General features: G+C 65.7%; 24 protein-coding genes. 8 read left to right on the top strand and 16 right to left on the bottom strand.

What is annotated here, in order from left to right; all coding sequences use genetic code 11:
* Positions 1–11: 11 nt before the first annotated feature.
* The 12 genes from DKM43_RS09075 to DKM43_RS09025 form a co-directional block, all read right to left on the bottom strand.
* A complete protein-coding gene (locus tag DKM43_RS09075; protein WP_109798185.1) occupies positions 12–761 on the bottom strand; it encodes an SDR family NAD(P)-dependent oxidoreductase in 750 nt (249 codons plus the stop codon).
* Positions 762–846: 85 nt separating this feature from the next.
* Positions 847–1,131: a DUF167 domain-containing protein gene (locus DKM43_RS09070; RefSeq protein WP_109798184.1), complete on the bottom strand. Its 285-nt coding sequence runs from the start codon at positions 1,129–1,131 to the stop codon at positions 847–849.
* A gap of 3 nt (positions 1,132–1,134) precedes the next feature.
* The gene (locus DKM43_RS09065; RefSeq protein ID WP_109798183.1) at positions 1,135–1,695 is read right to left on the bottom strand and encodes a gamma carbonic anhydrase family protein; all 561 of its coding nucleotides are present in this window, start codon (positions 1,693–1,695) and stop codon (positions 1,135–1,137) included.
* Between the two features lie 8 nt (positions 1,696–1,703).
* Positions 1,704–2,696: a porphobilinogen synthase gene (gene hemB / locus DKM43_RS09060; protein WP_109798182.1), complete on the bottom strand. Its 993-nt coding sequence runs from the start codon at positions 2,694–2,696 to the stop codon at positions 1,704–1,706.
* Positions 2,697–2,793: 97 nt separating this feature from the next.
* Positions 2,794–4,350 (bottom strand): M23 family metallopeptidase, encoded by a 1,557-nt coding sequence (locus DKM43_RS09055; RefSeq protein WP_236632481.1) that lies wholly within the window; start codon positions 4,348–4,350, stop codon positions 2,794–2,796.
* 174 nt (positions 4,351–4,524) lie between these two features.
* Positions 4,525–6,459 carry an ATP-dependent zinc metalloprotease FtsH gene (gene ftsH, locus DKM43_RS09050; protein WP_109798448.1) on the bottom strand — a complete coding sequence of 645 codons (1,935 nt, stop codon included), beginning with the start codon at positions 6,457–6,459 and terminating at the stop codon, positions 4,525–4,527.
* 188 nt (positions 6,460–6,647) lie between these two features.
* Positions 6,648–7,616 (bottom strand): tRNA lysidine(34) synthetase TilS, encoded by a 969-nt coding sequence (gene tilS, locus DKM43_RS09045; RefSeq protein ID WP_269089616.1) that lies wholly within the window; start codon positions 7,614–7,616, stop codon positions 6,648–6,650.
* 53 nt (positions 7,617–7,669) lie between these two features.
* Positions 7,670–8,653: a tetratricopeptide repeat protein gene (locus DKM43_RS09040; RefSeq protein WP_109798180.1), complete on the bottom strand. Its 984-nt coding sequence runs from the start codon at positions 8,651–8,653 to the stop codon at positions 7,670–7,672.
* A 102-nt stretch (positions 8,654–8,755) separates the two neighbouring features.
* Complete coding sequence (locus tag DKM43_RS09035) at positions 8,756–9,802, bottom strand: helix-turn-helix domain-containing protein (RefSeq protein WP_109798179.1); 1,047 nt, start codon at positions 9,800–9,802, stop codon at positions 8,756–8,758.
* A gap of 148 nt (positions 9,803–9,950) precedes the next feature.
* On the bottom strand, positions 9,951–12,224 hold the full coding sequence (gene ptsP / locus DKM43_RS09030; RefSeq protein WP_109798178.1) for a phosphoenolpyruvate--protein phosphotransferase: 2,274 nt from the start codon (positions 12,222–12,224) through the stop codon (positions 9,951–9,953).
* A 69-nt stretch (positions 12,225–12,293) separates the two neighbouring features.
* Complete coding sequence (locus tag DKM43_RS16760; RefSeq protein WP_269089610.1) at positions 12,294–12,425, bottom strand: hypothetical protein; 132 nt, start codon at positions 12,423–12,425, stop codon at positions 12,294–12,296.
* A 43-nt stretch (positions 12,426–12,468) separates the two neighbouring features.
* Positions 12,469–12,627: a YdcH family protein gene (locus DKM43_RS09025; RefSeq protein WP_109798177.1), complete on the bottom strand. Its 159-nt coding sequence runs from the start codon at positions 12,625–12,627 to the stop codon at positions 12,469–12,471.
* Positions 12,628–12,816: 189 nt separating this feature from the next.
* Between DKM43_RS09025 and DKM43_RS09020 the strand changes: the two genes are divergently transcribed.
* The 5 genes from DKM43_RS09020 (at position 12,817) to nadA (ending at position 16,402) form a co-directional block, all read left to right on the top strand.
* Positions 12,817–13,014, top strand: coding sequence for a YdcH family protein (locus tag DKM43_RS09020; RefSeq protein ID WP_109798176.1), 198 nt, complete (start codon positions 12,817–12,819; stop codon positions 13,012–13,014).
* A 129-nt stretch (positions 13,015–13,143) separates the two neighbouring features.
* A complete protein-coding gene (locus DKM43_RS09015) occupies positions 13,144–13,638 on the top strand; it encodes a DUF1465 family protein (protein ID WP_201739819.1) in 495 nt (164 codons plus the stop codon).
* A gap of 87 nt (positions 13,639–13,725) precedes the next feature.
* Complete coding sequence (locus DKM43_RS09010) at positions 13,726–14,643, top strand: MBL fold metallo-hydrolase (RefSeq protein WP_407938488.1); 918 nt, start codon at positions 13,726–13,728, stop codon at positions 14,641–14,643.
* A complete protein-coding gene (locus tag DKM43_RS09005) occupies positions 14,640–15,263 on the top strand; it encodes a DUF4230 domain-containing protein (protein ID WP_109798175.1) in 624 nt (207 codons plus the stop codon). Before DKM43_RS09010 ends, DKM43_RS09005 begins: the two co-directional genes overlap by 4 nt.
* 140 nt (positions 15,264–15,403) lie before the next feature.
* Positions 15,404–16,402, top strand: coding sequence for a quinolinate synthase NadA (gene nadA, locus DKM43_RS09000; RefSeq protein ID WP_109798174.1), 999 nt, complete (start codon positions 15,404–15,406; stop codon positions 16,400–16,402).
* A 1-nt stretch (position 16,403) separates the two neighbouring features.
* Here nadA and DKM43_RS08995 read toward each other — a convergent pair whose 3' ends face one another.
* Positions 16,404–17,408 carry a DMT family transporter gene (locus DKM43_RS08995; RefSeq protein WP_236632479.1) on the bottom strand — a complete coding sequence of 335 codons (1,005 nt, stop codon included), beginning with the start codon at positions 17,406–17,408 and terminating at the stop codon, positions 16,404–16,406.
* A 73-nt stretch (positions 17,409–17,481) separates the two neighbouring features.
* Here DKM43_RS08995 and DKM43_RS08990 point away from each other — a divergent pair, with 73 nt between their 5' ends.
* Both DKM43_RS08990 and DKM43_RS08985 read left to right on the top strand, forming a co-directional pair.
* Positions 17,482–18,585, top strand: coding sequence for an alkene reductase (locus tag DKM43_RS08990; RefSeq protein WP_109798172.1), 1,104 nt, complete (start codon positions 17,482–17,484; stop codon positions 18,583–18,585).
* 51 nt (positions 18,586–18,636) lie between these two features.
* The gene (locus DKM43_RS08985; RefSeq protein ID WP_109798171.1) at positions 18,637–19,518 is read left to right on the top strand and encodes an HpcH/HpaI aldolase/citrate lyase family protein; all 882 of its coding nucleotides are present in this window, start codon (positions 18,637–18,639) and stop codon (positions 19,516–19,518) included.
* Here the strand turns inward: DKM43_RS08985 and DKM43_RS08980 are convergent.
* Positions 19,501–19,788: a hypothetical protein gene (locus tag DKM43_RS08980; protein WP_109798170.1), complete on the bottom strand. Its 288-nt coding sequence runs from the start codon at positions 19,786–19,788 to the stop codon at positions 19,501–19,503. The two genes, DKM43_RS08985 and DKM43_RS08980, sit on opposite strands and share 18 nt — an antisense overlap.
* On the bottom strand, positions 19,785–20,486 hold the full coding sequence (gene lipB / locus DKM43_RS08975; RefSeq protein ID WP_201739818.1) for a lipoyl(octanoyl) transferase LipB: 702 nt from the start codon (positions 20,484–20,486) through the stop codon (positions 19,785–19,787). Before lipB ends, DKM43_RS08980 begins: the two co-directional genes overlap by 4 nt.
* Positions 20,487–20,577: 91 nt before the next feature.
* On the opposite strand from lipB, the gene DKM43_RS08970 reads away from it, so the two are divergent.
* Positions 20,578–21,399 carry a glycerophosphoryl diester phosphodiesterase membrane domain-containing protein gene (locus tag DKM43_RS08970; protein ID WP_161554062.1) on the top strand — a complete coding sequence of 274 codons (822 nt, stop codon included), beginning with the start codon at positions 20,578–20,580 and terminating at the stop codon, positions 21,397–21,399.
* 19 nt (positions 21,400–21,418) lie between these two features.
* On the opposite strand, the gene DKM43_RS08965 is transcribed toward DKM43_RS08970, so the two are convergent.
* A complete protein-coding gene (locus tag DKM43_RS08965; RefSeq protein ID WP_109798168.1) occupies positions 21,419–22,045 on the bottom strand; it encodes a class I SAM-dependent methyltransferase in 627 nt (208 codons plus the stop codon).
* Between the last annotated feature and the right edge of the window lie 33 nt (positions 22,046–22,078).

Below are 22,078 nucleotides of genomic sequence, written 5' to 3'. Positions count from 1 at the left end.
TCGAGAACGCGCTAGAGATGCATCCCGCCCGAAGCCTCGATCACCTGGCCGGTGATCCATGCGCCATCCGGCCCGGCCAGCATGGCAACCACGCGTGCGATGTCATCGGGCTGCCCTACCCGGCCCAGCGCCGCCATGCCTGCCAGATACTGCACCGTTGCCGGATCATTGAACAGGTCGGGCGCAAAGTCGGTGATCGTGGCTCCCGGCGCCACCGCGTTGACGGTGATCCCCCGCGCGCCCAGTTCCGCGGCGAGCGATAGGGTGAAGTGGTTCACCGCCGCCTTGCTCATGGCATAGGCAATGCACGAAGCATAAGCCACCTGCGCCACCATGGACGACAGGTTGATGATGCGTCCGCCGTCGCGGATGCGCAAAAGTGCGGCTTTCGTGACAAGGAACGGCCCCTTGGCGTTCACGGCCATCTGCCGGTCGAACGTGTCGGCATCGGTCTGGGCCAGCGTTGCCATCATGCCGATCCCGGCATTGTTGACAAGGATGTCGAGGCCATCGGCCTGTGCATCGAACTGAGCGAACATCTCCTCGATCTGCGCCTGATCGCTGACATCGGCCTGAAGCGCAAAGCCGCTGCCGCCTGAGGCCACTATGGCATCGACAACCTCCTGCGCGGCGGCCGCATCGTGGCGGTAATTGATCGCCACGCGCGCTCCGTCTGCGGCCAGCCTTCGGGCTATGGCCCGACCGATCCCGCGCGATCCGCCCGTCACGAGCGCCGTCCTGCCTGCCAATGGTCCGGTCATGTCGCTATCCTCTCTCTTGCGAGGCCCACACCTAGACCGGGGGGCTGGCGGAGCAAGCGCGCAAAAGGCTAGGGTCCGAAACCCGTCACGACAGGGGAATGCGCAGAAGCTTCTCGCGCGAAGTTGCGCCGCGCAACATTTCCACCTGCGATGGCGCAACTTCAAGGGCGCGGGCAACGAGCTGGAGCACCGCGGCGGTTGCCTTGCCATCCTCCGGCTTGGCCCTGACCTTCACGACAACACGCCCGTCCTCGATCGCGATGGCTTCGCTTTTCGCGCCCGGCGTCACTCGCACGGCAAGGCGGCCATCGCCATCGGCCATGGCGCGCAGACAGTGCGGTTCCGGCAGTTGTGTCCTCGGCCGTGCCAAGGCTCAGTGACCTGCGTTCACCGCCAGCTTGTGCGCCTGCCCGTTGCGCACATAGTGCTGCACGCCGCGTTGCATCTCGGTGATGGCCGCATCGTTGAGATCGCGCATGTAGCTGGCCGGGCGGCCGCTCCACAACTGGCGGGAAAGCACGCGCTTGCCGCCCGTCAGCATGGCGCCCGCCGCCAGCATCCCGTCGCTTTCGATATGCGCGCCGCTCATCACGATGGCGCCCAGCCCCACGAAACCGCGATCCTCGATCACGCAGCCGTGAACCATGGCCAGATGGCCCACCAGCACGTCCTCGCCGATGATCGTGGGATAGCCTTCCGGCTTTCCGGGGGCAGGACTGTCAACATGGATCACGCTGCCGTCCTGGATGTTGGTGCGCGCACCGATGCGGATGAAGTTCACATCGCCGCGCAGGACGCAGTTATACCAGATGGACACGTCCGGCCCGATCTCGACATCGCCGATAATCCGGCAGCCCGGCGCGATGAAGGCGCTTTCGTGAATGCGCGGGGTCTTGCCGCCAAAGGGAATGATCGAAACATCAGCGCGGGTCATTGCAGGAATCAGGCTCCCATGAGGCGGGCGGCGTGAGCCGCGTGATAAGTCAGCACGCCGGAACATCCCGCGCGCTTGAACGCCAGCAGCGTTTCCAGAACCATGGCGTTGCGGTCGGCCGCGCCTGCCGCGACAGCCGCCTCGATCATCGCGTATTCGCCGCTGACCTGATAGGCGAATACGGGCACCGCAAAGGCTTCCTTCACCCGCATGACCACATCAAGATAGGGCAGACCGGGCTTGACCATCACGCTGTCGGCGCCCTCGGCAAGGTCCATCTCCACCTCGCGAAGGGCTTCCTCGGCATTGGCCGGGTCCATCTGGTAGGTCTTCTTGTTGCCTTTCAGCAGCCCGCTGGACCCCACTGCATCGCGGAACGGGCCATAAAACGCCGAGGCATACTTGGCCGCATAGGCCATGATCTGGACATTGGCGTGGCCTTCGGTTTCCAGCGCCTCGCGGATTGCGCCCACGCGGCCGTCCATCATGTCGGACGGGGCAATCACATCGGCTCCGGCAGCGGCCTGATTGAGGCTCTGCCCGACCAGCACTTCGACCGTGGCATCGTTGAGGACATAGCCTTCAGCATCGATCAGCCCGTCCTGCCCATGGCTGGTATAGGGATCGAGCGCGACATCGGTGAGCACGCCGATATCATCGCCGCAAGCCTGCTTGATCGCTCGGATCGCACGGCACATCAGGTTATCGGGGTTGAGCGCTTCCCTGCCGTCCTCGCTGCGCCGTTCGGGCTGGGTATTGGGAAACAGCGCGAGGCAGGGAATGCCCAGTGCCACGGCTTCCTTGGCCCGCGCCACGATGCCATCGACCGACCAGCGCGAAACACCGGGAAGCGAGCCGATCGGCTCTTCAACCCCGGTTCCCTCGGTCACGAACAGCGGCCAGATGAGATCGGCGGGCGTTACCTGCACTTCACGATGCAGGGCGCGGCTCCATGCCGTTGCACGGGTGCGGCGCAGGCGAGTCAGCGGATAGCGTGTCATCACTCGCTGGCGTAGCGAGTGGCCGGGCCATCTGCAATCCTTGTGCGCGGACCACTACTCTGGACCGGCCATCCCCCGGCGCCGCAATTCGCCGGCGTCAGCGCAGCCTTGCCGCCGGAATGGCCGTAACCTGCGCCAACTTGGCCCGGAAAGCGGCCAATTGGGCCGGATCAACCGTGGCGCGGCGAGTGATTGCGCCAAACGAAAGCGGGTTCACCGTCTGGCCGCCGCGATACATCTCGTAATGCAGGTGCGCGCCGGTGGAAAGGCCCGTAGAGCCGACATAGCCGATAACCTGTCCGCGCCGCACGGCCATGCCGGGGGCCACGGCAATGCGGCTCATGTGGGCATAGCCGGTGCCGATGCCGCCGCCGTGGTCAAGCCGCACGAAATTGCCGTGTCCGCCGTGCCACCCGGCAAAGCTGACCCGCCCATCGGTTGCGGCATAGACGGGCGCGCCCCACCCGGCGGCAAAATCCACCCCGGCATGCATTCGCACGTAGCCCAGAATCGGGTGCCGCCTTGCGCCGTAATACGATGTGATGTGCCCGTTGACCGGAGCACCAAGGAAACTTTCGGTCTGCTCCGCCCCTTCGGCCATGCCCTGCGGCGAATAGAACGCGCCGTCATTGCCCCAGCGCAGCAATTGCAGCAGCGGCTTTCCGGCGCGGACCACCCCGGCATAGATGAGGTCGCCCGGCTGCTGCTGGCCATCGGCGGCGCGCCGGTTGGCAAAGACCAGATCGAACTCGTCGCCCGGCGCGATTTCCTCGAAGGCCATGTGCTCGTCGATGGTGCGCAGGTAATCCTGCACCGTGGCAGGAGGGGCGCCGGCTGCGCGTGCCGAACGGTACAGGCTGGGCCCCACGATGCCGCGAATGCGCAGCGGCGCCGTATCGACGGGAATGGCGTTCGCCACCAGCAAAAGGCCACCGCCGCTGCGCTTCACCTCAAGCGCGAGGTCGAAGCGGGGACGGAACGAAAGCGCTTCCAGCGGGCGGGGCTGCGCCGGGCTGCTGCGCGCTCCAAGACGGATGTTGAAGCGCGTGCCTGCCGGGATCGTGCCCGGCTTCACTTGCGCGCCAACCAGATCAAGCACGCGCACGATATCGGCTGAGGCAAGCCCCGCGCGTTGCAGCATGCGCGGAAAACTGTCGCCCGCACCCAAAGTGGCAACAAGATCGATGCTGGGCCGTTCGGGCGCAGCCGCCAGCGGGATCACCGCAGCCGTGGGGTTCATGCGGCGGCCGTTGTCGGCCCCCAGCGCCAGCGGGCGGATACCCTGCACACGCAGTTCGGCCAGCGCCGCATCATCAAGCACGCTGGTCGGCGCGGCCTGCAAGGGTGCGAAATCGGGCAACATCAGCACGGCGGCGGCACCCAGGCCGAGCATCGTGGCAAAGCCCCGGAACCAGCGCGCGCTGCCTACATCCTCGGCCAGATCGGGGACCAGATCGGCTTTGGCGAACCAGCGTTCGACCGGCACCATCCGTGCACGCCAGAGCCTTTCCAGCGCGGCGATGGCTGCGCTGCGCCGGTGCGGAGGCAGGGGCGCGGCGGCACTGCGCGCGCGCGGCGGTGTGGTGCGCAGGCCGAAGCTGCTCCCCCCGCCCGCCCCCGCGAGCGCCACCATCTGATCGCGCGCTGTGAACACCTTGCGTCCTGTAGCCTGCCAGCCCCATAGCCTCTTTGGCACCGGACTGCACGGACAAGGTTAATCTTGGGTGAAACCGGCCCGATTCAGCGCCTTCCGCCGCACATGCAGCACGCGAAAAAAGGGGCGGGAGATTGCCCCCGCCCCGCTTTGCTGCTTGCCAGCAAGACCGTTTCAGGCCGGCTGCGGGCTGGCCGGGCCGCCGAACTTGCGTCCGGCGCGCGGCACGGCAGAGCCATGCGCGGCCACCGGGCGCGGCGAACCGCCATTGTTCCGGGGCCGGTCGATCCTGCCGTTGTCGAGCAGTTCCTTGATCTCCTCGCCGGTCAGCGTCTCGTATTCGAGCAGCGCCTGCGCCAGAAGATGCAGCTTGTCCTCGTTGGTCTTCAAAAGTTCGGTCGCGCGGGCATGGGCGCCATCGACAAGCGCGCGGATCTCGCTGTCGATCAGCTTGTTGGTCTCGTCCGAGACGAACAGGCGCTGCGAACCGCCCATGCCCAGATAGCCTTCCTGCTGATCCTCATACTGGAGCGGACCGAGCTTGTCCGACATGCCCCACTTCGTGACCATCGAGCGCGCCAGCGAGGTGGCATACTGGATGTCCGAGGACGCGCCCGACGACACCTTGTCATGGCCGAAGATGATTTCCTCGGCCACGCGGCCACCCATGGCCACCGAAAGGTTCGCGTGCATCTTGTCGCGGTGGTAGGAATAGCTGTCGCGTTCGGGCAGGCGCATGACCATGCCCAGCGCGCGCCCGCGCGGGATGATCGTGGCCTTGTGGATCGGATCGGAAGCAGGCTCGAACACCGAGACGATGGCATGGCCCGCCTCGTGATAGGCGGTCATCTTCTTCTCGTCTTCGGTCATGACCATCGAGCGGCGCTCCGCCCCCATCATGACCTTGTCCTTGGCGTCCTCGAACTCCTGCATGGCCACAAGCCGCTTGTTGCGCCGCGCGGCCAGAAGCGCTGCCTCGTTGACAAGATTGGCAAGATCCGCACCCGAAAAACCGGGCGTGCCGCGCGCAATGACGCGCGGGTTCACGTCAGGCGCCAGCGGCACCTTCTTCATGTGAACCGACAAGATCTTCTCACGGCCATCGATATCGGGGATCGGCACGACGACCTGGCGGTCGAACCGGCCGGGACGCAGCAGCGCCGGGTCAAGCACATCGGGCCGGTTGGTGGCGGCGATGATGATGATGCCCTCGTTGGCCTCGAAGCCGTCCATCTCGACCAGAAGCTGGTTCAGCGTCTGCTCGCGCTCGTCGTTCGAATTGCCGAGGCCGTGGCCGCGATGACGGCCCACCGCGTCGATTTCGTCGATGAAGACGATGCAGGGCGCGTTCTTCTTGGCCTGTTCGAACATGTCGCGCACGCGGCTTGCGCCCACGCCAACGAACATTTCCACGAAGTCCGAGCCGGAAATGGTGAAGAATGGCACGCCCGCCTCGCCCGCGATGGCGCGCGCCAGCAGGGTCTTGCCCGTGCCGGGGCTGCCGACCAGCAGCGCACCCTTGGGGATCTGCCCACCCAGCTTGGAGAAGCGCGACGGATCGCGCAGGAACTCGACGATTTCCTGCAACTCCTCGCGCGCTTCGTCGATCCCGGCCACATCATCGAAGGTGACGCGGCCCGAACGCTCGGTCAGGAGCTTGGCCTTGGACTTGCCAAATCCCATCGCGCCCGAACCGCCGCCCTTCTGCATCTGGCGCAGCGCGAAGAAGGCCACGCCCAGAATCAGCAGGAACGGCAGCGAATTGGCGATGATCCACATCAGCATGTTGGGCTGTTCGGCCGCCTTGCCCGCGTATTGCACCCCATTGTCCTGCAACAGGCGCGGCAGATCGGAATCGCCGGGCACGGGAATGGTGGTGAACTGCCCCCCGTTCTTCATGGTGCCGACGATGCGATCCGGGGCGATTTCCACCGACCGGACCAGCCCTTCGGCCACCTGCGAACGGAACGCCGAATAGGGGATGGTTGTCGATGCCTGTTCGACGCGCGAACCGAACATCGAGACAACCAGCAGAAGCGCAAGGAAGATACCGCCCCACACAAGGAGGCTCTTCATCCACGGGTTGCCCTGAGGGGAATCATCGTTCATCGCGGGTCTTTCCGGTTCGCGCCGCCTGATGCGCCGCATTCGCTTGGCTCAATGTAGGCCGGACTGGGTGAATCGCAATATAAGGACGCTCCCCTTTTTCCTCGACCTGTCCCGAAGGCGCAAACCCTCTGCCGCATGGGAAGGGAAGGGCGAATCGGAAGGGAAAGGATCGTCAGGCGAACGTATCATCAGCGGCGATGCGCGGGCGCGCGGGTAAAGCGCCAGATGCCCCGCCGGGCATCTCCCTTCACCCCGCCAAGCGTCGCCACCCCGCCAGCCGCCATCGCCGTGCGCCATCGCGCCAGTTCGGCCCCGCGCGGTGGCGGCGCGCCGAACCGCGCCAGCACCCGCTCCAGCAGGCGCAGGCACAGCGCCGTCGGCAGATCGACGGGACAGGCAAGTTCAATCGCCTGCCCTGCGTCCGTCTCCGCCGCAACCTCGGCCCAGAGGCGGTCCGCCATCCATTCGAGCGCGGCATCGGCATCGGCAAGGTGCGCCGCACTGGCGGCCATGCCGTTGCAATCGAACAGCGCGGCCGATGTCATGGCGTCACGGATGCGCACCCGCTCATGGCGCGGATCGCGGTTGGAGGGATCATCGACCGCGACCAGCCCCGCAGCCTGCACCAACCCGGCCAGCTCGGCCCGCCGCCACGACAGCAGCGGACGGATCAGCGGCAGGCGGATCGATCGATGGCCGCCCACCCCCGGCACCGGCGCCACGGCGCGCATGGCGGCAAGCCCGCGTAGCCCCGCCCCGCGATTGAGGCGCATGACCATGGTTTCCGCCTGATCGTCGGCATGATGCGCCGTGACCAGCGCGGCCAGCCCTTCGCGTTCGCACCATCCGCCCAAAGCGCCATAGCGCGCCGCGCGCGCGCGCTCCTGAATGGCCGCGCCCTTCGTCAGCGAGACCTTCAACGTCTGGTGCGCAATGCCAAGTCGGGCGCAGTGCGCACCAACCATGGCCGCTTCGCCTGCGCTTTCAGGGCGCAAACCGTGATCGACCGTCGCGACGCGAAAGTTGCGCGGCGCAACTTCTTGCATGAGGAGCATGAGCGCGAGGCTGTCCGCCCCGCCCGAAACCGCCAGACCTACAGGGCCTTCCGGGGCAAGCGCCTGCCACTGCGCGGCAAAGCGCGCGGCGGCAGCCTTCAGCCTATCTCCGGCTCCATTGATCCCGTTCCTTCATCTGCCCGCACATCATCCGGTCACTTGCACTTCACCGACGCGCGCGCGGCATCATACTGGCTCTTCAGCCGCCCTGCCGCTTCGGCCGGATAGGTGGCAGCAAACTCGGCAAAAGCGCCGCAAGCCTTCTCAGTGTCCTTCAGACGCACCATGGCAATGCCGAGATAGAGCAGGCTGTCGGCCGCCCGCGCGCCCTTCTTGTCGGCAAGATAATTCTGGAGGAAGAACTGCGCCGCCGTGCCCGGCTTGCCATCGTCAAGCCATGCCCGGCCCAGCAGGTTGCGCCCGTAGCTGATCATGTTGTGGCGCGGATAGCGATCAACATAGATCTGCAACTGCTGCTGCGCTTCGGGATAGAACTTGGCCTCCCACAGGCGGAAGCCATAGGTGTATTCGTCAAGCCCGGCATCGGCGGTTGCGGGCTTTTCAATCGCCTGAACAGCCGCAACCCGTGCCGCAGAAGGCTGCGCGGGCTTTGGCGCGGCTGTCTGCGCTGCCGCCGGGGCCTGCGCGCCCGTCGCTGCGGGCCGGACGCCTGCCGGGGCGCTGGCAGCAGTCGGAGCGGGCGCGGCAGACGGCACGGCAACGGGTTCGGGCGGGGTTGCCGCTGCCTCAAGCCGCGTCAGCCGCTCTTCCAGCCGTGCGGTGCGGTTCTGTCCTTCCTCGACCTGCGCGGTCAGTCGCATCATCTGGGCCTCAACCGCATCGAGCCGGGCAAGAATGTCCGTCACTGCCGAAGAGGCGGGCGCGCCTGCCGGAGCGGCGGCAGGCTGGCCAGGCGTGATTTCGGGAACGAAGGTCTTGCCCGCGCCATCGGGGAAGACCTTGCGCTGAAGGGCGCGGATTTCCGCTTCCATGCGGCGCAGGCGCAACTCAGGATCGGTCTGGGCAGTGGTGGTGGTTCGGGTCGTGGCGGACTGCGCCATGACCGGCAGAACTGCCGGACCTGCAATGCCAAGAGCAAGGACGCCAAGCGCAACTGCGCCGCGGAAGTTCAAGATCATCGTCGTTCCCGTAATGCACAATGCGCGCACGACTGGCGCATTGCGGCACGTTTCATTGCGCCCCCGTGAATGCCCCAGCCTTGCGGGCAAGTCGAGATGGCGTCAGTCCAAAGCGGTGGAAGGAGGTGCGCTTTCGGCAGATGGCGCGGCCGCCGATCCGCCTGCGGGCACGGCTGCGCCCGCAGCCCCGTCGGGCGCAGGATTAGCGCGCGGCGGCGCCCGGCGGACCGGGTTCGCGCGCGGGGCCGCGGCCGTCTGCCCCTGCAACGCGGCTGCTGCCGGTGCTTGTGCCGATGTCGATGCCGCTGGCACACCGGCGGCGGGCGCTGCGGCACGGGCCAGCAGCGCGGCGGCGCTCACCTGAACGTCCTTCACGATACCTTCCTTTTCGGCAAGCCGGGGAACCGGCTGCCCTCCGATCGTGATCGTGAGGGCATCGGGCCTTCCCGTCCATACCATCGGGTTCTGAGCCTGTTCGGGCACGGTCCAGCTTTCGCCCATGGCAAGCTGTTTCTGGAGAAGCTGCTGGCCCTGACCGTCGTAGAACTTCACCCAGATCCGGTCCTCGGTGGCGGTGAACACCACCGGCCCTGCGGGCGCCGGTGCGGGGGCGGGGGCGGGGGCGGGCGCGGGCTTTGCCGGGGCTGCCTGCGATGCCTGCGGGCCGATCAGCGCGGGAAGTTCCGCCGAGGGCAAGTAGTAGCTGCGCCAGAACACCAGCCCGCCCAGCGCGATGGCAAGCACCAGCACCGCCGCAAGCCACGCGGTCAGCCGCGAAGGTGTCTTGGCGGGATCGCCCACCTCGAACTGGTTTATGACCCTTTCGACCGGGGCCGGGGCCAGCCGATCCAGTTCGGCGCGCATGGCCTCGCCGATCGCCTTTTCGTCCAGGCCGACCGCGCGAGCATAGCTGCGCGCAAAGCCGAGCGCATAGGGCCGACCCGGCAGGGTTGAAAGATCGCCACTTTCGAGCGCTTCAAGATGGCGCGAGGTAACGCGCGTCAGCGCCGAGAGCTGCTTGATGTCGAGCCCGGCCGCCTCGCGGGCAGCGCGCAGGGTTTCTGCAACCGAGGGCCTTGCCGGCTCGCCCGCAGGAACTGCCACGGAATCGTCGTTGGAAATATCCTGCAGACCGTCGGCTTCAGCCAAGGACGCGACTCCCATTCTCATATTCTTGCAATGTTGTGCAAAGCTTGCATTGCAACCCTTTGTTAAGGGTTCGCGGCAATCCCGCGAATGTCAATGCAATTCCGCAGGAAATGGCGCATTTCGGCGGCAAATTGCCTGCCGAAGGGCGTCAGTCGCACTCGATCCCGCGCTCTGCCGCCCATTCGGACAGGGTGGCGCGCAGATCTTCGGGAGGTTCCGACAGCCAGCCCGACATGGCGGTGCGGATTTCATTGACATCCACCTTGCGCACCAGTTCCTTGACCGGGCCGACCGCCGCCGGGGTGATCGACAGGCGGGTGATGCCAAGGCCCAGCAAGGCCAGCGCCTCAAGCCGCCTACCTCCCATTTCGCCGCAGACCGTCACATCGGTGCCGAACGGCGCAAGCGTGTTCACCACCCGGCGCAGGAAACGCAGGATCGCGGGGCTGAGCCAGTCATAGCGTTCGGCCAGCTTGGGATTGGCGCGATCGGCAGCAAACAGGAACTGCGTGAGATCATTGGTGCCGATCGATAGGAACGACAGACGCGGCGCCAGCAGATCAAGCGTTTCGGCCAGTGCCGGCACTTCCAGCATCGCGCCATAACGGATGGCTTCGGGCAGGAGCTTCTTCTGCTTGCGCAGGAAGGCAAGCTGCCCGTCGAAAACGGCCTTGGCCGCATCGAACTCCCACGGCTCCGTCACCATCGGGAACATGACATGGAGCGTGCGCCCCCCCGCCGCTTCGAGCAAGGCCCGCGCCTGAACCTTGAGCAGGCCGTCGCGCTCAAGCGCCACGCGCAGCGCGCGCCAGCCCATGGCGGGGTTCTCCTCGGCCTCGCCGTCATTGTGGCGCAGATAGGGCAGAACCTTGTCACCGCCGATGTCCACGGTGCGGAACACTACCGGCCGGTCGCCCGCCGCCTCCATCACATCACGGTAGAGCCGGGTCTGCCGCTCGCGCGAGGGCAGCGTTGCCGAGACGAGGAACTGGAACTCGGTGCGGAACAGGCCGATGCCGTCGGCACCCGTCAAGCCCAGCATCGGCGTATCGTCGCGCAGGCCCGCGTTCATCATCACGCTGATGCGCGTGCCGTCGCGGGTGAACGGCTCCACGTCGCGCATCTTGGCATATTGCGCCTGCCGTTCGCGGTTGCGGGCAAAGCGGGCCTCGAACGCCTCGACCAGCGAGGGCGCCGGACGCACGTCGACCACGCCCTGATCGCCGTCAAGCAGCAACTGGTCGCCTTCGCGCACCTTGCCGCGCAGTGCGCGCAGCCGCCCGATCACGGGGATGCCCATGGCGCGCGCCACGATGACCACGTGCGAGGTGAGCGAGCCTTCTTCAAGGATCACGCCCTTCAGTCGCCTGCGGTCGTATTCGAGCAGCTCTGCCGGGCCAAGGTTGCGCGCAATCAGGATGGCATCGCCCTTCAGGCCCATGCTGGCAGCCGTGCCCAGCTGGCCTGAAACAATGCGCAGGAGCCGGTTCGACAGATCTTCCAGATCGTGCATCCGGTCAGCCAGCAGCGGATCGTCGATCTGGCGCATGCGCATCCGGGTGCGCTGCTGGACACGCTCGATCGCGGCTTCCGCGGTCAGCCCGGAATCGATCGCCTCGTTGATGCGGCGCGACCAGCCCTCGTCGTAGGCGAACATGCGGTAGGTTTCGAGCACTTCCTCGTGCTCTCCGCCAACACCGAACTCGGCCTGGCTCGCCATTCGGTCGATCTGTTCGCGCATCTTGTCGAAGGCCAGATAGACGCGCTGGCGCTCGGCCTCGGTATCTTCGGCCACGACGTGTTCGATGGTGACGCGCGGCTGGTGGAACACGGCCACCCCGCTGGCAAGACCCTTCACCAGCGTCAGGCCCTTGAGCCGGTCAGGCCCGGTAAGATGCGCGGGCACGCCCAGCACCTCGTCGCCATCGATCAGCTCGGCATTGGCGATAAGCTCGGACAGGACCATCGCCACGGTCTGAAGCGCCTCGATCTCCACCTCTTCATAGCGGCGCGGCTCGACATGCTGCACCGCCACCACGCCCACCGCGCGTTCGCGCCGCACAATGGGAACGCCCGCAAAGGAATGGAACTTTTCCTCGCCGGTTTCGGGCCTGAAGGCAAAATCGGGGTGGGCGGCCGCTTCGGCCAGGTTCAGCGTTTCGACATTGCCCGCAATCGTGCCGACCAGACCTTCGCCCACGGCCAGCCGGGTAACGTGGACCGCCGCCTGATTGAGGCCGCGCGTGGCGAAAAGTTCCAGCATCCCTTCGCGCAGGAGATAGATCGAGCAGACCTCGGAATCGAGGTTCTCGCCGATCACTTCGACGATCTGGTTCAGCTTGGCCTGCGCTCCGGCGCGCGAGGCCATGACCTCATGCAGGGAGGTCAGGATCTGTCGGGCGGACTTTACGGCGCTGAGCATGAGCCAAGGATTAGCCCACTGCGGAGCATTTGGGAATGTGGCGCGAAGACCGAAGTGGAAGAGTCGGCATCACTGGCGCGCATCACACCGCGGCACGCGGTGCCGCGCAATTCGCCGCGCCTGATGCAGGGCCAGCCCCAATGCAGAAGAGCCGCCCTTGGCGGGCGGCTCCACGTGATAGCCGTCATGCGTAGCTGTCATGCGACGCAAGGGCCATCGCAGGCCCTCGGATGGATCAAGGCCCTCAGTGCAGACGGGCAAGCTCTTCCTTGATCCTCAGCTTCTTGCGCTTGAGTTGGGCTACCAGCGCTTCATCGGGGAGGGGCCGGGACATCTCTGTCTGGATCTGCTTTTCAAGCCCGGCGTGCTTCATCTGGAGTGCGCTGATATGCGTCGATTCCATGCGTTTTCCTCCTTCAGGGTGATGCCCCCAACTGCGGCAGCCGCCCTTGCGGCAGGGGTGATGAAACTATCCCCCCGACTCGTTCCGGCGGCGCGTTGTCATGCTCCCACAATCGCCGTATCTTGCAAGCCAAACCGCGCCGGACCGTGCCGGTTTACGGGTTCGACCGTAAGAGGAGCAGAGCTTAACGTGACCGAAGAGGAAATGCGCAAGCGGCTGGCGGCGCTGACGATCGAGCACCGCGACCTTGATGCCGCTATCGATGCGCTCACTTCGGCAGGCGCGCACGACCAGCTGCAGATCGCCCGTCTGAAAAAGCGGAAATTGCTGCTGAAAGACCAGATCGCGATGATCGAGGACTACCTCATACCAGATATAATCGCATGATTTATAAAGGTATTTTTAAGGTTTCGGTAACGGCTGGCCTGTCCCGTTAAGAAACGATCATGAATTGGGACAAGCCATTGTGCGCAATGCCTGTTGGCGAATGCCATCCTTCGGGCTTATGCGCTGTTCATGGCTCTGCTGCCCAGCCTGAACCCGCGCATCGTCGAAGCGCTCTATGCCGAAGCCCTTGGCCTTGCCGAAGCCGTGCGCGCGCGCTTTGAAACGCTGCGCCAGGATATCACGGCAAGCCATGACGAAACCGGCGACGGCGATCTGCGCCGGGTGCAGGTAAGCTGCGAGGCGCTGCGCACGACCACGCGGGTCATGCACTGCCTTGCCTGGCTGCTCAATCACCGTGCCCACTTCGCTGGAGAGCTTTCCGAGCTGCAACTGCGCCGCCACGGACGCCTGATCGCCAATTTTCCAGCCAGCGATTCAGCGCTCGTGGCGGGCCTGCCGGATGATGCGCAGGCGCTGGTGCACGAAAGCGAGCGTCTCTACGAACGTATCCAGCGGCTTGAACAGGCATGGCGCGCCCAACCTGCGACGGGCGGGGCAAGCGCGGTGGAACGCCTTCGCGAAAGGCTGGCGCGTTCGGTCGGCGAAGCACCGAACGCGGCCTGACCTGCCCTGTCAGGAAGTGCGGCGTGAGCGGACCTGTCAGTTTTCGGGCGGTTGCATGGCAGGCCCGCAATCCCCATACCGCAGGTCATGGCTCAGATGCCCCCCATACCCGACCGCAGCGAATGGCCCGTGGGCCGCGCCGAACAGCTTGAACCGCTCGTCCGGCGGGTGCTGGCTCCCAATCCCTCGCCCTATACCTTCACCGGCACCCAGACCTACATCGTCGGTGCGGGCAGCGATGTCGCCGTGATCGATCCCGGCCCCTACGGCATGGACCATGTGGCCGGCTCTGAAAGCCAGGGTCATCTCGAAGCGATCCTTGCCGCCGTGGGCGATGCGAAGGTCATTGCCATCGTCTGCACGCACACCCACCGCGATCACAGTCCCGCCTCGCGCCCGTTACAGGCGGCCACCGGCGCGCCGATCATTGGGTGCGCCGCGCTTGCGATGGACGATGACGGCCCGCGCGCCGATGCCGCCTTCGATGCTGATTACGCGCCCGACCGGGTGCTGGCCGATGGCGAACGCATTGCCGGCGATGGCTGGACGCTCGAAGCCGTGGCAACGCCGGGACACACCAGCAATCACCTTTGCTACAGCGTGGTCGAAAGCGGCGCGCTGTTCACGGGCGATCATGTCATGGGCTGGTCCACCTCGGTCGTCTCGCCGCCCGATGGCGACATGGCCGCCTACATGGCCAGCCTCCAGAAGCTGCACGACCGCGAGGACCGCGTGCTCTATCCGGCGCATGGGCCGCAGATCGACAATCCGCGCCAGCTCGTGCGCGGCATGCTGGGCCACCGGCGCCAGCGCGAACGCCAGATCCTGCGCCTTCTCGAAGACGGCGGCCCTCATGCCATCGGCGAGTTCGTAAGCGCCATGTACAGGGGGCTGGACGCGCGCCTGCACGGCGCGGCCGGACGTTCGGTGCTGGCGCACCTGATCGATCTTGAACGTCAGGGCCGGGTGCGGATGGCGGACGAGCGCTGGATGATGGCGTCATGACCCGCGATCCGGCCACCGTTTCGCCATCGCGATCGGCCCGCCTGCCGTGGGTGCTTTTTGTGGCGGCGCTGGCCGCTGCGGCCTATTTCGGCTGGCGGGCGCACAAGGCCGAAACCATCGTCGATCCCATTGCAACCGGGCTGGTCTCGTTCAGGCATCACAACAAGCTGGTGGTCCTGACAGCGCAATTCGCGCCGATTGCCAAGAACGATGACACGCGCGTCTTCGGTCTGGTCAGTTCGCGGCAGGTGGCCGTAATCCCCGCCACGGTGCGCTACTACGTCGATCTCGAAAAGGTTGGTGCGGACCGGCTGGCGTGGGACGCGGCCAGCCAGACCCTGTCGGTCAGGCTGCCGAAGATCGGCATCGACGAGCCCCAGCTCGACGAAGCGCGCGCCGAATATCTGCGCAACGGCCTGTGGGTGACGAACGATGCCCAGGAAAAGCTGACACGTGCCAACAGCCTTCAGGCCGCCAGCAAGGTGCGCATCGCCGCCATCGACGCGAAGATGATCGAACTGGCGCAAGGGGCTGCGCGCGAGGCGATCCGGCTCAATCTCGAAGGCCCGCTCAGGCTGGCCGGATTCCGTCAGGCGAAAGTCGCCATCACGTTCGACTGATGCTTGTTGCGGGCGCGCGCCAACCGCGCGGTTGCAACGTGCAGGTCTGAAGTATGGCAAGAGTGTTGCGGGACGCTGGCCAAGCCCCTAAGTCCACACCCGTCCCGGCGCGGTCTGCCGGGCCAGAGGAACCGAGCGCGATGACAGCCCAGCCCACCAATCTTTCCGGCCTTGATCTGCGCGCCGAGATCGACCGTTTGCGCAAGGAGCGCAACGCGGTGATCCTCGCGCACTATTATCAGCGCCCGGAAATCCAGGATCTGGCCGATTTCGTGGGCGACAGCCTCGAACTTTCGCGCAAGGCAGCGGCTACCGATGCCGAGGTCATCGCGTTCTGCGGCGTGAAGTTCATGGCCGATACCGCCAAGATCCTTTCGCCCGACAAGATCGTGGTCCTGCCCGATCTGAAGGCCGGATGCAGCCTTGAGGATTCGTGCCCGCCCGACAAGTTCAAGGCTTTCCGCGAAGCGCACCCCGATCATATCGCGCTGACCTACATCAACTGTTCGACCGAGGTTAAGGCGCTGTCGGACGTGATCGTCACCTCGTCGAGCGCCGAGACGATCCTTGCCCAGATCCCGAAGGACCAGAAGATCATCTTCGGACCGGACCGGCACCTTGGCGGCTATCTCAACCGCAAGTTCGGGCGCGAGATGCTGCTCTGGCCGGGCGTGTGCATCGTGCACGAGGCATTTTCGGAAACGGAACTGCTCAAGCTCAAGGCCAAGCACCCTGAGGCCCCCGTGGCCGCGCACCCCGAATGCCCGCCGCACATCCTCGATCATGCCGATTATGTCGGCTCGACCAGCGGCATCCTGAACTATGCCAAGGAAATGCCGGGCGATACGCTGATCGTGGCGACCGAGCCGCACATCATCCACCAGATGGAACTGGCCATACCGGGCAAGACCTTCATCGGTGCGCCCGGCGCGGACGGCAACTGCAACTGCAACATCTGCCCCTACATGGCGCTGAACACGCTGGAAAAGCTCTACCTCGCCCTGCGCGATCTCCAGCCGCGCATCGAGATGGACGAAACCCTGCGCCTCGCCGCCAAGAAAAGCCTCGACCGTATGCTGGAAATGGCCAGCGGCACCGTGGGCATGGGCGATCTGGGGGCAAAGCCTTTCGGGGGCTGAATCAGCCCGCCTTCCCCTCGCCCGCCCTTGCCATGACCAGCGCCGCGCCCACCAGTGCCATGCCGATGGCATCGGGCAGGGCGAGCACTTCGGCGAAGGCCAGCCAGCCGACCAGCACCGATATCGCCGGCTGCGTCAGCAGCACCAGACCCACGACCAGCGGCGCAAAGTGGCGAAGCGAATAGACGAGAAGGCCCTGTCCCACGATCTGGCTGGCCAGCATCAGGCCGATCACCGGCCACCAGTTCGTCGGCCACACCGGTTCGCCCAGCGCAAGCGCGGTGCCCAGCATTACCGGGCATCCGGCAAGGCTTGACCAGAACAGCAGGCTCCACGATCCGAAGCGGGCGCGAATGCCCTGCACCAGCAGGATATAGACGACATAGAACAGCCCGGCGAGGATGCAGAACAGGTCTCCGGCAAAGGTGCGCGCATCGATTTCCATCGACCGCCCCAGCAGCAGCCCCGCACCGCCCAGCGCCATCGCCACCGCGGCATATTCGCGCCGAAGTGGCCGGCCATGCGGGCGGCGGTGCATAGTCACCAGCCCCCAGACCATCAGGATCACGCTGCCGGAATTGCCGAACAGGGTGGCATTGCCCAGCCGGGTCCGTTCGATCCCGACATGCCAGCTTGCCAGATCGAGTGCGAAGACCACGCCCGCGGCAATGATGATCCACCAGTCCCTGCGGGCATAGCCCCACATCGGTTCGCGCATCGTTCGGGCAAACAGGGCAAACAGGGCAAGCAGCGGCAAGGCCAGCGCCAGCCGCCAGAACCCGGCGGAAACCGGGCCGCTGTCGGCAATCCGCACGAACCATGGCCCCAGCGCCAGCGCGACATTGCCCGTCAGCAGGGCAAGGAAATGGCGTGCAGTGGGCCGGAGAGACGATTGGCGGTCCGGCCCGCCCCGATCGGCTACGCCCTGATCCGCCAAGTCAATATCCGAAATGCCATGATCGGACATGTCATGATCTTTCGGGGCCACGTCACTTGAATTGCGCATGGCCGCCCCCTAATCCCGTTGCAAAGCGAAACCCAGAGGTTTCGCATCGCAACCCCTGCAACAGGCCCCTACCATGCACGAACCGCTGTTCCAGCCCCTGAATCTTGGTGCAATCACCGCGCCAAACCGGATCATCATGGCACCGCTCACGCGCGGCCGCGCCAAGACCGATGGCGTGCCCACGCCGATCATGGCCGAATACTACCGCCAGCGCGCCAGCGCCGGGCTGATCATTTCCGAGGCGACCGGCATCAGCCGCGAAGGGCTGGGCTGGCCCAGCGCGCCGGGCATCTGGACCGATGCGCAGACCGAGGCATGGAAGCCGGTGACGGAGTCCGTGCACAAGGCTGGCGGGCGCATCATCATGCAGCTCTGGCATATGGGCCGGATCGTCCACCCCAGCTTTCTGGGCGGCGAACCGCCGGTTTCGGCTTCGGCCACGCAGGCGCCGGGACAGGCTCACACCCCGCAGGGCAAGCAGGATTTCGCCGTGGCGCGGCCCCTGCGGCTGGATGAAATGCCGCGTCTGGTAGATGACTATGGCCACGCCGCCGAAAACGCGAAGAAGGCAGGCTTCGATGGCGTGCAGCTTCATGCCGCCAACGGATACCTGATCGACCAGTTCCTGCGTGATGGCACCAACCTGCGCGACGATGATTACGGTGGCAGCCCGCAGAACCGCGTGCGTCTCATGCGCGAGATCATGGAGCGGCTGATCGCCATCTGGGGCCGTGAGCGGGCTTCTATCCGCCTTTCGCCCAATGGCGATTCGCAAGGGGTGGATGACAGCAATCCGGCCGCCACCTTCGGCGAGGCCGCGCGCGTCCTGCAGGAACTTGGCGTTGCCTTCGTGGAACTGCGCCAGCCGGGGCCGGACGGCACCTTCGGCGCCACCGAGGTGCCCAAGCAGGATGGCGTGATCCGCGCGATCTACAAGGGGCCGCTGGTGCTCAACAGCGATTATACGCCAGAGCAGGCCGCCGCCGATGTGGCATCGGGCCGGGCCGATGCCATCAGCTTCGGCCGTCCGTTCATTTCCAACCCCGATCTGGTCGAACGCATCCGCACCGGCGCGCACATCAATCCGAACAAGGGCGTGCCGCAAACGTGGTATTTCCCCGGCGAGCACGGCTATATCGATTACCCGACCCTGGCCGAGGAAGCGGCGGCCGCCTGAGCGGGCGCGCAGCCTGACAGCCATTGTCGCTTGCAAGGAGTAGATTGCCGCATGGTGCCCAGATCATGGCTGTTCGTCCCCGGCGACAGCGAGCGCAAGCTGGCAAAAGCCATCGAGACCGGCGCACATGCGGTGATCATCGATCTTGAAGATGCGGTGGCCGTGCCTGCCAAAGCGCAGGCCCGCGAACTGGCGCGCAACTGGCTTGCGGTCCATCGCCAGCAGCTGACGCAAAGCCGCCCGGTTGCCCGCTGGGTGCGGATCAATGCCTTCGATACCGATCTGTGGCGCGAGGATCTGGCCGAGGTCATGGCCGGCGCACCCGACGGGGTGATGCTGCCCAAGTGCGAAGGCCCCGAACAGATCCGCCAGCTCGCCGCCGAAATCTATGAGCAGGAACAACGGCACCGGATTGCCATCGGCTCTACCCGCATCCTCCCGCTGGTAAGCGAGACGGCCCGATCGGCGCTGACCATTCCATCCTACATCGATGTGGAAACGCCGCGCCTTGCCGGGCTTACATGGGGCGCGGAAGACCTGTCGGCCGTTCTTGGTGCAAGCCGCAAGCGCGATGCGAAGGGGGCATGGACCGATGTCTTCAGCTTCATTCGCGCGCAATGCCTGCTGACCGCACATGCACGCGGCATCTGGGCAATCGATACCCTGCATGACGATTTCCGCGCCGCCGCGGCAACCAGGCGCGCCGCACAGGCAGCCCGCGCCGATGGCTTTTCCGGGATGCTGGCAATCCACCCTTCGCAAGTGCCGATCATCAATGCCGCCTTCGCGCCCAGCGAGGCGGAACTGGCCGAAGCGCGGGCCATCCTCGATCTGTTCGAACAGAACCCCAATGCCGGAACGCTGCAATACAAGGGGCGCATGATCGACCAGCCCCACATCCGGCTGGCGCGCCAGCTACTCGGCCTGGGCTGATCCCTGCGCGGCGGCGCCGGGCGCATCGGCCGCTGCGGCTTCGGCAGCCTCGCTTGGCGTGGCCGATGCCTTCTTGGCCGGGGCAGGTCTGGCAGGAGCCATCGGCGGCGCGGCAGTCGACGTGTCAAGATCGATCATCGCGTCGGAGATCGAACCGGGCAGCACTTCCCCGCCCTCGGCAACGGTCTTGGTTTCATCCGGCTGCTTGCCGCATCCGGTGAGCAGCAGGGCCGCACCCGAAAGGGCAAGAATGATGCTGGTCCGGTTCATGCAGGCTCCGATGGATTGACAGATGTTTGCCCTTCGGCAGCGACCGGGCACGGCGTGTCTAGCCTTTCGAGAAAGCGGCCCATGTGGGCCAGAAGCGCTTCGTCCCACCGGTCTTGCGAAACTTCTTGGCCCAGCGCGGCAAGGCTGGTGACGCCGTATTCCTCGATACCGCAGGGCACAATGCCGCCGAAATGGGAAAGATCGGGCGCAAGGTTCACCGAAAAGCCGTGCATTGTCACCCAGCGGCGGATGCGCACGCCGATGGCGCCGATCTTCGCCTCGCGCCCGTCGGCACCGTGGGTCCAGATGCCCACGCGGCCTTCGGCGCGCCACGATGCAACGCCGAAATCGGCCAGTGTATCGATGACCCAGCCTTCGAGCGCATGGACGAAACCGCGCACGTCGCGCGCGCGCCTGCGCAGGTCGAGCAGGACATATCCCACCCGCTGTCCCGGACCATGATAGGTATAGCGCCCGCCGCGCCCGGCCTCGACCACCTCGAAACGCGGATCAAGCAGTTCATCGGGCGATGCGCTGGTCCCGGCGGTATAGACAGGCGGGTGTTCGAGCAGCCAGATCAGTTCGCGCGCCGTGCCATCGGCGATGGCGGCATTGCGCAGCGCCATGGCGTCGAGCGCCTGACGATAGGGAACCTGCGCCGTTTCGCGGCGGATTTCGATGGTCTGCGGATCGGCCATGCGCATCGGCATGGCGCACATGGGCCGCCGCTTCAAGAGCATCTATCGCAGGGTTCGACAGGAACCCGTCCGCGCTGCTAGAGAGCGCAGCATGATGCCCCGTCTCGACGCCAGCCTTGCCTGGAAGAACGCCAGCCGCCTCGTGGCTGCCAACCGCGAAATGCTGCTCGCCATTGCCGGCGTGTTCTTTCTGCTGCCCAGTCTTGCCTTCTCGGTCTTCGTGCCCGAACCGCAGATGGCGGCAGGCACTCCGCCGCGCGCCATGATGGAACGGCTGGCCGAGGCATGGACAGCCTCGCTGCCGCTCCTGATCGTTGTCACCCTGTTGCAGATGGCTGGCACCGTGACCATGCTGATCGTGATGACCGATCCTGCACGGCCAACGGTGCGGCAGGCCATCCGGCAGGGTTTCCGCGCACTTGGCCCCTATGTGCTGGCCCAGATCATCGTTGGCGGCGCGCTGGGCATGGCCTTTTTGGTGCTGGTAAGCGCTGCATCGCTGACAGGCATTCAGGCCGTGGGTGCCATCGTCGTTCTGGCGGCCTTTCTCGCCATGATCTGGTGCAGCCTGCGCATGGCGCTGGTTGCCCCGGTGCTGGCGATCGAGGCCGAGCGCAACCCCGTGCAGGCACTGAAGCGCTCGTGGGAACTGACCCGCGGCAACTCCGGCCGGATGCTGGGGTTCTTTCTCCTCGCCGGGCTGCTCTTCGCGGTGATCTACGGCTTGCTGATGATGGTCGTCGGCGTGGTGCTGGTGCTGACCACATCGGGCGGATTGCAGCAGGTGCTGACCGCCGCGGTCTCCAGCGCGCTCACCTCAGGGGCGCTGGTCTATTTCGTGGCGATGCTGGCCGCAGTCTATCGCCAGCTTGCCGGAGAGCCTGCAAGCGGGGTGCACGACATCTTCGGCTAGGGCACGTCTCGCCGGGCGCTCAGTCCTTCCAGCCCCAACTGATGACGCAGGGCGGCACGTTGGCCAGTTCCAGACCCTTGTCGATTCGGGGGAAATACTTGCCCATCAGCTCGCGCGCCCGCGCGGTGTACTGATAGACCAGAAACGCGCCGCCAGGGCGCAGCACCCGGTGCGTTGCCGCCATGATCGCAGGGCCGACACCTTCGGGCAGGGTCGAAAAGGGCAGGCCCGAAAGCACGTAATCGGCCTGCTCGAACCCGTTGGCGCGGATGATCTCCTCGACTTCGGCCGCCGAACCGTGAACGGCCACGAACCGGCTGTCGCCGATGGTCTTCTGCAGATAGGCGATGAAATCGGGATTGGTGTCGATCACGATCAGCATCCCGTCGCGCCGGAGCTTTTCGAGAACCGGCCTGCAGAATGTGCCGACGCCCGGCCCATATTCGACGAACAGACGGCATTCGTCCCAGTTGACCACCGAAAGGACGTGCTCGATCGTCCGGCGCGAGGAGGGCAGGATCGCGCCGACCATGGCCGGATGCTTGAGGAAGCCCTTGAAAAAGATGCCGGCCGGACCGAACATGCGCTCGGCCTTGCGCCTGACCCGCCGGATCAGGGGTTCACGCGCCACCTGGGTCGATGTCATTGCGGAAAAAAGTCCTCTTCCGGTCGGTGTTGC

This window comes from Novosphingobium meiothermophilum (genome assembly GCF_003171715.1).
GTDB lineage: Bacteria > Pseudomonadota > Alphaproteobacteria > Sphingomonadales > Sphingomonadaceae > Novosphingobium > Novosphingobium meiothermophilum.
The sequence above is the reverse complement of the archived record's forward strand: the minus strand, read 5'-3'. Positions and strand labels throughout refer to the sequence as shown.

Coding starts and splice junctions, on each gene's coding strand:
- DKM43_RS09075 (WP_109798185.1), bottom strand. CDS start 761: ATGACCGGACCATTGGCAGGCAGGACGGCGCTCGTGACGGGCGGATCG.
- DKM43_RS09065 (WP_109798183.1), bottom strand. CDS start 1,695: ATGACCCGCGCTGATGTTTCGATCATTCCCTTTGGCGGCAAGACCCCG.
- hemB (WP_109798182.1), bottom strand. CDS start 2,696: ATGACACGCTATCCGCTGACTCGCCTGCGCCGCACCCGTGCAACGGCA.
- ftsH (WP_109798448.1), bottom strand. CDS start 6,459: ATGAACGATGATTCCCCTCAGGGCAACCCGTGGATGAAGAGCCTCCTT.
- DKM43_RS09040 (WP_109798180.1), bottom strand. CDS start 8,653: ATGATCTTGAACTTCCGCGGCGCAGTTGCGCTTGGCGTCCTTGCTCTT.
- ptsP (WP_109798178.1), bottom strand. CDS start 12,224: ATGCTCAGCGCCGTAAAGTCCGCCCGACAGATCCTGACCTCCCTGCAT.
- DKM43_RS16760 (WP_269089610.1), bottom strand. CDS start 12,425: ATGACAGCTACGCATGACGGCTATCACGTGGAGCCGCCCGCCAAGGGC.
- DKM43_RS09025 (WP_109798177.1), bottom strand. CDS start 12,627: ATGGAATCGACGCATATCAGCGCACTCCAGATGAAGCACGCCGGGCTT.
- DKM43_RS09015 (WP_201739819.1), top strand. CDS start 13,144: ATGGCTCTGCTGCCCAGCCTGAACCCGCGCATCGTCGAAGCGCTCTAT.
- DKM43_RS09010 (WP_407938488.1), top strand. CDS start 13,726: ATGGCTCAGATGCCCCCCATACCCGACCGCAGCGAATGGCCCGTGGGC.
- DKM43_RS09005 (WP_109798175.1), top strand. CDS start 14,640: ATGACCCGCGATCCGGCCACCGTTTCGCCATCGCGATCGGCCCGCCTG.
- nadA (WP_109798174.1), top strand. CDS start 15,404: ATGACAGCCCAGCCCACCAATCTTTCCGGCCTTGATCTGCGCGCCGAG.
- DKM43_RS08995 (WP_236632479.1), bottom strand. CDS start 17,408: ATGCGCAATTCAAGTGACGTGGCCCCGAAAGATCATGACATGTCCGAT.
- DKM43_RS08990 (WP_109798172.1), top strand. CDS start 17,482: ATGCACGAACCGCTGTTCCAGCCCCTGAATCTTGGTGCAATCACCGCG.
- DKM43_RS08985 (WP_109798171.1), top strand. CDS start 18,637: ATGGTGCCCAGATCATGGCTGTTCGTCCCCGGCGACAGCGAGCGCAAG.
- DKM43_RS08980 (WP_109798170.1), bottom strand. CDS start 19,788: ATGAACCGGACCAGCATCATTCTTGCCCTTTCGGGTGCGGCCCTGCTG.
- lipB (WP_201739818.1), bottom strand. CDS start 20,486: ATGGCCGATCCGCAGACCATCGAAATCCGCCGCGAAACGGCGCAGGTT.
- DKM43_RS08970 (WP_161554062.1), top strand. CDS start 20,578: ATGATGCCCCGTCTCGACGCCAGCCTTGCCTGGAAGAACGCCAGCCGC.
- DKM43_RS08965 (WP_109798168.1), bottom strand. CDS start 22,045: ATGACATCGACCCAGGTGGCGCGTGAACCCCTGATCCGGCGGGTCAGG.